The sequence below is a fragment of the Mucilaginibacter sp. genome (assembly GCF_036383575.1).
Lineage (GTDB): Bacteria > Bacteroidota > Bacteroidia > Sphingobacteriales > Sphingobacteriaceae > Mucilaginibacter.
On sequence record NZ_DASVOB010000129.1, the window covers coordinates 1 to 3372 of the forward strand.

At 42.6% G+C, this 3372-nt stretch carries 2 protein-coding genes; one reads left to right on the forward strand and one right to left on the reverse strand.

From position 1 onward, the window contains the following. A partial coding sequence (locus VF500_RS04805; RefSeq protein WP_330858590.1) for an ATP-dependent Clp protease ATP-binding subunit occupies window positions 1-1784 on the reverse strand: 1784 nt, incomplete at its 3' end. A gap of 524 nt (window positions 1785-2308) precedes the next feature. On the opposite strand from VF500_RS04805, the gene VF500_RS04810 reads away from it, so the two are divergent. Continuing rightward, window positions 2309-3372 (forward strand): ATP-binding cassette domain-containing protein (locus tag VF500_RS04810; protein ID WP_330858591.1); only part of this gene is annotated, 1064 nt, incomplete at its 3' end.

Sequence of the window (3372 nt, forward strand, 5' to 3'; positions counted from 1 at the left end):
ATGTCAATCTGAATCAGGGCATCCTCAGTGTCGAACATAAAGCGGGCAAGCTCTTTGGCAAGCTCGGATTTACCAACACCTGTAGGACCCAAAAAGATGAATGAACCAAGAGGTTTTTTAGGATCTTTCAAACCTGCACGGGTACGTTGTATAGCACGGGTTAGCTTTTTAATAGCTTCATCCTGACCGATGATCTTGCTGGCAACGGTATCAGCCATGTTCAGCAATTTCTGGCTATCGGCCTGGCCTACACGTTGTACAGGGATGCCGGTCATCATAGATACTACTTCGGCAACGTTATCTTCGGTTACAGTGTAACGTTTTGATTTTGTTTCGGCTTCCCAAACAGCTTTTGCCTGGTCAAGCTCTACTAACAAATTCTTTTCGGTATCACGTAACTGTGCAGCTTCTTCATATTTCTGACTGCGAACAACTTTGTTTTTCTCGATCTTGATCTGTTCGATCTTTTGCTCAATATCCAAAATGTTTTGAGGCACGTGGATATTGGTTAAGTGAACGCGTGAACCTGCTTCGTCAAGCGCATCGATAGCCTTGTCCGGTAAAAACCTGTCGGTAATGTAACGGGTGGTTAAGTTAACGCAAGCGTTTATTGCTTCAGGAGTATAAGTAACACCGTGGTGTTCTTCATATTTATCCTTAATGCGGTTCAGGATCTCGATAGTTTCTGTCGGCGTAGCCGGCTCAACCATTACCTTTTGGAAACGACGGTCCAAAGCACCATCCTTTTCAATGTACTGGCGGTATTCATCTAAAGTGGTTGCGCCAATGCATTGTATCTCTCCCCTCGCCAATGCTGGTTTGAACATATTTGATGCATCAAGCGAACCTGAAGCACCACCAGCGCCTACTATAGTATGGATCTCGTCAATAAATAAAATTACATCAGGTGATTTTTCCAATTCGTTCATTACCGCTTTCATACGCTCTTCAAACTGGCCACGGTATTTAGTACCGGCTACCAACGAGGCTAAATCAAGTGTAACTACACGTTTATTGAACAATACACGTGATACTTTGCGCTGAACAATGCGTAATGCAAGGCCTTCGGCAATGGCCGATTTACCTACACCTGGCTCACCTATTAATATAGGGTTGTTCTTTTTACGGCGCGATAGAATTTGTGATACCCTTTCGATCTCTTTTTCACGACCAACAATAGGGTCAAGCTTGCCATCTTCGGCGGCGCGGGTTAAATCGCGGCCAAAGTTATCGAGCACCGGTGTTTTTGATTTAATGTCAGATACTTTTTTAGGCTGACTAAATGACTCCTCTTCTTTAAAGTCGTCATCGCCACCTGTAGGTGATCCCGGCATTTCGTCAGTAACATCGTTTTTATGCGATTCAACTTCACCTTTAAATACTTCGTAGTTCACGTTGAACTGTACCAGTATCTGTGAGGCAATGTTGTCTTCATCGCGAAGGATAGACAGCAGCAGGTGCTCTGTACCAATCACATCGCTTTTAAATATTTTGGCTTCCAGATATGTTATCTTCAATACCTTCTCGGCCTGTTTTGTTAACGGGATGCTGCCGATATGTACGTTTGTTCCAATAGTTCCCTTTACTGCATCCTCAACGGCGCGGCGAAGTTTTGCGGTATCAACGTTCAATCCCTTCAGCAATTTAATTGCTACACCATCCCCATCGCGGATAAGCCCAAGCAAAAGATGTTCAGTACCTATATAGTCATGCCCAAGACGTAATGCCTCTTCCCTGCTATATTGAATAACATCCTTTACCCTCGGCGAAAATTTAGCTTCCATATATACCTTTCTTATTATTGAACGCCCTAATGTATAAATTATGTTTTTACAAATTACGACGCCTGTTTTACTTTCATCAACAATATTGCCAACATTTAACGCTTTGCAGAAACAGACATTGTTATGATACGCAATGTATCAAAGTTTGGCATCAATCAACAGTTTTTACCTAAAAAGCCCGCTAACAACTATTTTTTTTACAATATACGAACGAAACTTACCTGTTTGATATAAATATCTTAAAAAAGTTTAAACAATTTTCAAATATTTTATAACATTTCCACATTTTAAGGCATTTCGTCATAAACATGACAATTAGGCATTAGCCTGTAATTATCGTCATATAACTATATACGGCGAACGCGTGGAGATGGTTGTGCCTCTTCGCTTAAGGTTCAATTAAATTTAAATTAACATTATAACTCAAAAATCTACTTAAAATTACTACTCCTAATCATTATTCTGCTCCCTTCCTTTTCATCTATTTTAGCCATATTTGAATTTCTATTTATCGATCAATTATAATGGCAGACGAAAAGATAATTTTTTCAATGGCCGGGGTTAGCAAAGTTTATCCCCCGCAAAAAACAGTATTAAAAAACATATACCTGTCGTTTTTTTACGGCGCTAAAATTGGCGTTATCGGCTTAAACGGCTCCGGTAAATCGTCATTGCTCAAGATCATTGCAGGCATTGATAAAACCAATATAGGCGAAGTGGTATTTTCGCCCGGCTATACCGTTGGCTACCTGAGCCAGGAGCCCGAACTTGATCCTGAAAAAACAGTACGGGAAATAGTTGAGGAAGGCGTTGCCGAAACCACCGCTTTATTGAAGGAATACGAAGAGATCAACGAGAAATTCGGTCTTCCTGAATATTACGAAGATGCGGATGCCATGGAAAAGCTCATGAACCGCCAGGGCGAACTTCAGGATCAGATCGATGCAGTGAATGCCTGGGAGCTGGATAGCAAACTGGAACGCGCTATGGACGCCCTCCGTTGCCCGGAACCTGATACCAAAATTTCGGTATTATCGGGAGGTGAGCGCCGTCGTGTAGCTTTATGCCGCCTATTATTAAAGGAGCCGGATGTTCTGTTACTCGATGAGCCTACCAACCACTTGGATGCTGAATCTATTGATTGGCTGGAACAACATTTACAACAATATAAAGGAACAGTTATCGCAGTAACGCACGACAGGTATTTCCTGGACAATGTTGCCGGCTGGATCCTGGAACTTGACCGTGGAGAAGGTATCCCATGGAAAGGAAATTATTCCTCATGGCTGGATCAAAAAGCCAAGCGTTTGGCCCAGGAAGAGAAGAGCGAGAGCAAACGCCAGAAAACCCTGGAACGCGAGCTGGAGTGGGTACGCATGGGCCCGAAAGGCCGCCACGCCAAGTCAAAAGCCCGTTTAGGCAATTACGAAAAACTGGCATCTGAGGAAACTAAAGAACGCGAAGAAAAGCTTGAGCTCTTCATTCCACCAGGCCCACGTTTAGGCAATGTGGTGATTGAAGCTAATAACGTAAGTAAATCATACGGCGATAAATTATTATTCGATAACCTGAGCTTTTCATTGCCGCC